The sequence below is a fragment of the Pseudofulvibacter geojedonensis genome (assembly GCF_042675745.1).
Classification (GTDB): domain Bacteria; phylum Bacteroidota; class Bacteroidia; order Flavobacteriales; family Flavobacteriaceae; genus Pseudofulvibacter; species Pseudofulvibacter geojedonensis.
This window is the reverse complement of the sequence record NZ_JBHTJM010000007.1, coordinates 1-6,648: the sequence shown is the minus strand read 5'-3', so window position 1 is coordinate 6,648 and position 6,648 is coordinate 1. Positions and strand designations below refer to the sequence as shown.

General features: G+C 29.5%; 6 protein-coding genes. 4 read left to right on the top strand and 2 right to left on the bottom strand.

Features of this window, described 5'->3' with window-relative positions:
* The 3 genes from ACFQ1O_RS07100 to ACFQ1O_RS07090 form a co-directional block, all read left to right on the top strand.
* Positions 1-597, top strand: a 597-nt coding sequence (locus ACFQ1O_RS07100; protein WP_377714815.1) for a hypothetical protein, incomplete at its 5' end; no start/stop codon positions are given.
* Between the two features lie 209 nt (positions 598-806).
* Complete coding sequence (locus ACFQ1O_RS07095) at positions 807-1,328, top strand: TetR/AcrR family transcriptional regulator (RefSeq protein ID WP_377714813.1); 522 nt, start codon at positions 807-809, stop codon at positions 1,326-1,328.
* 49 nt (positions 1,329-1,377) lie between these two features.
* Entirely contained in the window at positions 1,378-2,163 is a 786-nt protein-coding gene (locus ACFQ1O_RS07090) for an SDR family NAD(P)-dependent oxidoreductase (protein ID WP_377714812.1), read from the top strand.
* Between the two features lie 142 nt (positions 2,164-2,305).
* On the opposite strand, the gene ACFQ1O_RS07085 is transcribed toward ACFQ1O_RS07090, so the two are convergent.
* Together ACFQ1O_RS07085 and ACFQ1O_RS07080 are read right to left on the bottom strand one after the other, a co-directional pair.
* Positions 2,306-3,220: an RloB family protein gene (locus ACFQ1O_RS07085; protein WP_377714810.1), complete on the bottom strand. Its 915-nt coding sequence runs from the start codon at positions 3,218-3,220 to the stop codon at positions 2,306-2,308.
* Positions 3,220-4,530 (bottom strand): AAA family ATPase, encoded by a 1,311-nt coding sequence (locus tag ACFQ1O_RS07080; protein ID WP_377714808.1) that lies wholly within the window; start codon positions 4,528-4,530, stop codon positions 3,220-3,222. Before ACFQ1O_RS07080 ends, ACFQ1O_RS07085 begins: the two co-directional genes overlap by 1 nt.
* Before the next feature lie 253 nt (positions 4,531-4,783).
* On the opposite strand from ACFQ1O_RS07080, the gene ACFQ1O_RS07075 reads away from it, so the two are divergent.
* Complete coding sequence (locus ACFQ1O_RS07075) at positions 4,784-6,382, top strand: YecA/YgfB family protein (protein WP_377714806.1); 1,599 nt, start codon at positions 4,784-4,786, stop codon at positions 6,380-6,382.
* The last annotated feature ends 266 nt before the right edge of the window (positions 6,383-6,648 follow it).

Here is a 6,648-nt window from a genome sequence, read left to right as displayed (position 1 = left end):
TACAATATGATTGTCCTAACGGACAATCTGCATGCGTCTGCGACGCACGCATTTTATATCAAACGTTGTACCGCATTTGAAACCATAATGGATAAAAAAATAATTGATAAATATTTTAATATCGTTTTATTATCAGATAAAGACGATAGTTTTTTTGATGTATATGATATTTTAATCCCAAAATATATTAAAACCGACACAAACGAAAACAGGAAATATTTACTTGATTTGAAATCAGGAATAATTGACTTTGGAGTAAAAGAAGGATATTTTAACCAATTTAACAGTGGACATTGTGAATTAACCGACAAAGGAAAATTAGCAAAGAAAAAAGGCGGACATAAAAAATACTTAAAATCTGAAAAAAAATACTGGATGACTAAATACCAAGCTATAAGTTTATTTTTTGTCGTTTTTTTTGGTATCATAGCTATTTATCAAAGGTGCAACAACAATTCCTATAAATCTGATTCTGATTCTGTAAATCCTGAATATAATCACGCTGATTCTTTATCTGTTTCTCACCAAGAAAAAACAAAAGAACAGCAAGAAAAAAAGCTAAATGACTCATTAAAAACCAAAAGTTTGTCGGATTAGAAAAAACGCGGTACAACAACGTGTATAATGCATTGCTTCGGACATTTCTTTTCGGAATATCCTCGCATTCGTTCAATTTCTCTTTATTTTCCATATCTTTTTATAAATTTACGCAACGACATCATACACAAGTACGTTAGCTACCATTTGAAAAAAAAATTGTCCTATTAATAAATTTTTGTATTTTTGCAAGTGATTACTCACTATTAATGACTGACAAAAAAGAGAAAATACTATCGAGTGCATTGGATTTGTTTGCCAACAATGGAGTCAATGCAACTTCTACCAGCAAAATAGCAAAGAAAGCAGGTGTTTCCGAAGGATTAATTTTTAGGCACTTTAGCAGTAAAAAATCACTTTTAGATTCATTAATGCAAAGCGCTGAAGAACAAATTAATCTACTATTTGAAAAAATTTACAATTCGACTGACCCTAAAACCGTTTTACGAAAAACTATTGAACTTCCTTTCTCAATCAAAAAATCCGAATATGACTTTTGGAAACTTCATTTCAAATTAAAATGGGAAGAAGAATATAATAATCAAAGCATTTTGCAATTATTAATAGACAAATTGACTTGGGCTTTTCAAGAGTTGGAATTTGACAATCCAAAACAGGAAGCCTTTCTTCTCACTCAAATTATGCAAATAACTTCAACGGATTTGCTCAAAGGAAACCTTAAAAACAAACAAGCATACAAAGATTTTTTAATCAATAGATACATAAATTAAAAAAAAATTGAAAACCAAAAAAAGTAAGTACTCACTAAATAATATCAAAATGAATAAAACAGCATTAATTACTGGAGCAAGTAGCGGAATAGGAAAAGAGTTCGCTCAAATTCACGCAAGTAAAGGAGGTAATTTGGTTATCATCGCCAGAAATGAAAACAAATTAAATGAACTTAAACAAGAATTAGAGGAAAACTATAAAATCAAGGTACTAATCATTACCAAAGACTTGTCACTACCAAATTCAGCCAAAGAAATATATGAAAAAGTAAAAGCTGAAAACATCAAGGTTGACTTTCTAATCAATAATGCTGGTTTTGGTGGTGTTGGTATGTTTAGCGAAAGAGATATTGAACAAGATGTTGCTATGGTCAATCTGAACATTAATGCTTTGATTTCATTAACACATTATTTTCTGCAGGACTTTATCAAGAACAATTCCGGTAAAATATTAAATGTTTCCTCTACCGTAAGTTTGATTCCTGCTGGTCCTATGCAAGCTGTCTATTTTGCTTCAAAATCATTTGTAACCTCATTTAGCAATGCAATTGCCGAGGAGTTGAGCGATACCAATATTACCGTTACCAATTTAATGCCTGGAGCAACAAAAACGGCATTTGGAGAGTCGTCAGGAATGAAAGGTACTGACATATACAAAAACCCAGCAAATGCCAAAAAAGTAGCAGAACAAGGTTACAACGGAATGATAAAAGGAGAACTCGATGTAATTGCAGGAGTTTCAATGAAGGACAAGATATCTTTAAAACTTATGCCAATACTTCCAAAGAAGTTGGTCTTAAAACAGATTAAAAAATTGCAACAAAAATCTGAATAAAAACGGTGGCTAACAACGTGTATAAGCAATAGCGGTTTAAGTGCAAACTTGAACCGTTATTCATTTTATTAAAGTATATTGTAAACCGAAAAGTAGTCGCATAAAATCCGCTACTGCTCATACACAAGACCGTTAGCAATAATTACCCTATCACTACAACCCCTTTTTGTGTCCCATATCTAACAATAATATTTGAACAATCAACTTCTTTGCTTTGAACTTGATATTCAGTATTAGGTAACAAAACCTGATTGTTAAAACCTAACTGTTTAAGTTCTCCATCATTTTTAACAACCGAAAAAGCAACTTGATTTAACACAATAGAATTAGCTGAAGAATTAATAATTTCAAAATAAAGTTCACCTGAATCAACGGTAACCATTACACTTAAATTATTAAATAATAAAAGTTCACCTATTGAATAAAAAGTTATTTCTTCATCAATTCTCAAAAGTTTCTTTATTAAAACATCTACATCAGTAAATGGGTTTACGTCATAAACATCTTTTGAAGCAATATCTGACTTTTGCATATACCTTAACCAAGCTGAATTTTCAATAGCATTATCAGTCAACCCTTTAATTACGGGATATATATCGACATCTCCTCTTTTAGAATAATCAGGAAAGTAGTTTTCATTGCTTAAGAACTTTTGCTCTATAATATCTTTAGATTTATTATATACGATTGCATTTTTCTCAAAATGCAACAATACCCAATGTTCAAATGAAATACTTGAAAAAGCTATATTTACTTTTTTGCCATTAATTTCTGTTTGAGCTAAACCTAAAGCTTCTTTATGTTTAGTATATCCATCTTTATCATATACAACCCAAACTTCATCAAATTCATTTATTTTATCTAGTGCCTCATTAATCAAGCCAATAGGGTCAGATTTATGTTCACCATTTTCTCTATCAGGATAAATAGTTAAAGCAAAAATATTTTCATCTTCAATTTGCTCTTTAATTCTTTCAAAATAAATTGGCTCCGTATTTTTTCCTTCACAAGCAATAAAAATTGTTTTAGGAGGAACTCTCTTTCTTCTCTTAGCCATTATTCAAAAATAAATTCAACTTCTTTAATTTTTGGATTGCCACCAAACTTCCCTGTCCTATACCATAATTCAAAATTGGTATTGTCTCTTAAACCTTCAACATCTCTCGCTGAAAAAAGTTCTGTTTCTCCATATTTATCCTTTTCAGTAAACCAAATTTGATCCTTTCTAAAAACATCTTTATCTAACAAAGTGACTTCATGAGTAGCAAATATTAATTGTGCATTATTAGGATTACTAATTGAGTTATTAAACAATCTGATTAAAAATTTACAAAGCTTTGGATGTAAACTATTATCAAGTTCATCAAACACTACAATTCCTCCATTTTCGAGTGCTTCTAAAATTATACCTCCTAACGCAAACAAAACTTTAGTTCCTCTAGATTCTTTCCTATTTAAATCAAATTCAGTTAAGCCTACTTCTCTTTTATCATCATACATTTTATGTATAGCAAAAGTTCTTAATTTATTATCTTCATAAAATCTATCTTTAATACTATCTGGAATTTCATCAGGTAATTTAAAGTCTTTTTTCTTTAATTCTTTTGCACTTAATCTTTCAATTTTCGTATCAGCAATCCTAATAAGTTTACTTAATCTATTATTAAATTTTTCATTTATAGGGTTCGCTATCTTTTTTGAAATTTCTCTACTTAACTTATTTACATCTCTTGAATCTAAAGCATTCCACACCTCAATATCTTTGAAATATTTATAAACTTCCGTTAATTGTTTGTGAGGCGTATCTGAACCAAATTTTGATATATACAACTGATTATCAAATACTTTTTTAGAAATCCTCTTGTCTAATAAGTTTTTACCAAAACTTACTTCAACAAAATCATCCTTTTCGTTCTTTTTATCTACAAATCTCTTAAACAAATTAGCAGGAGCTCCTTTAGGATAATAGTCTAGTATTTCACTTTCTACATAATTGTCTTTAATACAAACTTGATAAGAATACTTGATTTTTTTTAAAATAAATGTAATTGAATAGAAAACCGATTCATCTTTTGTGTTTACATCCAACTCAAATGGTTCATAGCAATCTATATCATCTTCAACCTTAAAATCCATTGAATTAGTAACAAGCCACTTCAAAGCATATAAACTTTTAATAAAGTTACTTTTACCACTCCCGTTAGCACCATAAACAACTGCTGTTTTCAAAAGTCTAATTTCTTTACCGTCTTTTAGTTCAACTAAAAAAGTATTATCTAATTTACTTGAACTAGAATCTGCTAGCATAGTAAAAAAACTCTCTTCTTTAAGAGATCGAAAATTTTTAACCGAGAAGTCAATAATCATATCTAATTATTTCTTTTTTTGCAAACATACGACAAAAATCCTACTTTTTAGGCTTTTTAAACCACTATCAAATACTTTAGATAATGAATTTAGTAAAAAAACTATTGCTAACAACGTATAAAAATAATAGCGGTTTAGACGCTTAAACCAAACAGCTTTCTTTATATTTAAAATCAAGATTAATTTGAAAAGTCAGCGATTCAAGAATCCGCTACTATTCTTATACAAACCGTTGCCACACATTTGAAAAAAAATGAGAGATGAAAATGAAATTATTGCCGAATTAAATGAATTTTCTTCTCATTCCGACTTTCTTACTATTCTACTCTATTTAGTCGGAGAAAACTTAAACTGTTCGACCGACCAATTAGCTACAAGAAATTTTAGAGCATTATTGAATGAAAATGAAATAACATTTCTATTCGGTCTTTGGCTAAAAAATCGACATAAAAAAGTTTACAGCAAAGACAGTTTTAAAGTTAGAGCTGGTAAAATTCATAAATTAATGGATGATTACCATTTAACTTTCCTAAAACATTTTCCAAAACCTGGAGAAACTGAAAATTTTCATTTAGAATTTAGAACAAATCCTGCATCAGTAAGAGAAACCGTTTTTTATGGACCTTCAGGTGCATATGATTATCAATTTGTAAATTTCTTAGAAACAAAATATTCTCGAGATAAAAATTGGCTAATAGCTAACAAAAATTACAATCTAGGTGATGCCAAAAATCTCTACATAAGTTTAAAGTCAATTATTAATTTCAAATTGAATGTCAAAGATTTTGGAGATGACTTTATTAGCCTCTACTCTTTCAATTTTAACAACTATATTTTTAAGAAAAATCCAAATTTTACGAAAATATTAGATTCTTTATCGTTCGGAGAAAATGAAATTTTAAATCAAGATTTCAACGGAATCGGAGATTTAAATCAGTTTAAGATTAAACCTGTTATTAAAACAGACACAAGTTATATTATTCCTTTACCCTATTCTCTTGCAGAAGCTATTTATGACAGTCCATTTTATTGGATGATTGACGATAAAAAATATAGAAATAAAGCACAAAAAAATAGAGGTGATATAGCAGAACAAATAGTAGCTGAACTACTATCAAAAAAGATAGATTCAAATCTTATTCATTCTGAGGTTGAAGTAAAAGAAGTAAAAGCGACAACAGTTACTGACATTGATGTCTGCGTTGTTAAAGACGGCAAAATGTTAATCTTTCAAGTCAAATCAAAGAGATTGAGCCAATTATCAAAAAATGGAGATATAGAAACTTTTGAAAAGGATTTTAAACTTGCAGTAAAGGACGCATATGACCAAGCCACTTTACCTTACGAACTGATTTTAAGCAATAAATGCTATTTTCAGTATAAAGAGAGTGGAGAAAGAATCGAGCTTCCTAAAATAAATGAAATTTATTGCGCTTGTGTAGTTTTGGATAGTTATGCTTCAATAACTGCCCACACAAGATTATTCTTTCAAGAAGAAAAAGTTACGCCAATAACTATGAGTATTTTTGACCTTGAAATAATAATGGAATACTCAGATAACTTTGACTCTTTATTTGATTATTTTAAGAAAAGAACACAAAATTCAAAATACTTCATAGCAGACAGCGAACTCGGTTTTTTTGGAGGCTATTTAAGAACAAAATTACAGAGAAGACCAAATTCAGATTTAGTGGCATTTGACGCTGATTTTGCACAAAGATTTGATTTAGATTACTACAAACCGCTTATGGAAAAGTATGAAATGAACTTCCCTGAATCAATTAAAAATATCGGAAGAAATGATTACTGTTTTTGTGGAAGTGGAATTAAGTTTAAAAAATGTTGTGGATAAAAAACGTGTGGCAACAACGTGTATAGCTCATTGCTGGTCAATTGCTTAAACCAAAGGTAAAGCGTATTTGGAAAGTCGCCAAATTTTTAAATTTGATGATTTCCAAGAAAAAGATAAATAGTAAAATTTAAAAATTCGGCTTGTGGCTCAACCGAAAAATAATCGCTAATTTGCACGCAACGAGCCATACACAAGACCGTTAGGGGCAATTGTATTTTCTTATCAGTATTACGGAACATAATGTATAATTCTCCTAATTATTTTAA

What these genes read in the sequence shown, in the direction of transcription:
- ACFQ1O_RS07095 (WP_377714813.1), top strand. Translation starts at nt 807, where the DNA reads ATGACTGACAAAAAAGAGAAAATACTATCGAGTGCATTGGATTTGTTT.
- ACFQ1O_RS07080 (WP_377714808.1), bottom strand. Translation starts at nt 4,530, where the DNA reads ATGATTATTGACTTCTCGGTTAAAAATTTTCGATCTCTTAAAGAAGAG.
- ACFQ1O_RS07090 (WP_377714812.1), top strand. Translation starts at nt 1,378, where the DNA reads ATGAATAAAACAGCATTAATTACTGGAGCAAGTAGCGGAATAGGAAAA.
- ACFQ1O_RS07085 (WP_377714810.1), bottom strand. Translation starts at nt 3,220, where the DNA reads ATGGCTAAGAGAAGAAAGAGAGTTCCTCCTAAAACAATTTTTATTGCT.
- ACFQ1O_RS07075 (WP_377714806.1), top strand. Translation starts at nt 4,784, where the DNA reads ATGAGAGATGAAAATGAAATTATTGCCGAATTAAATGAATTTTCTTCT.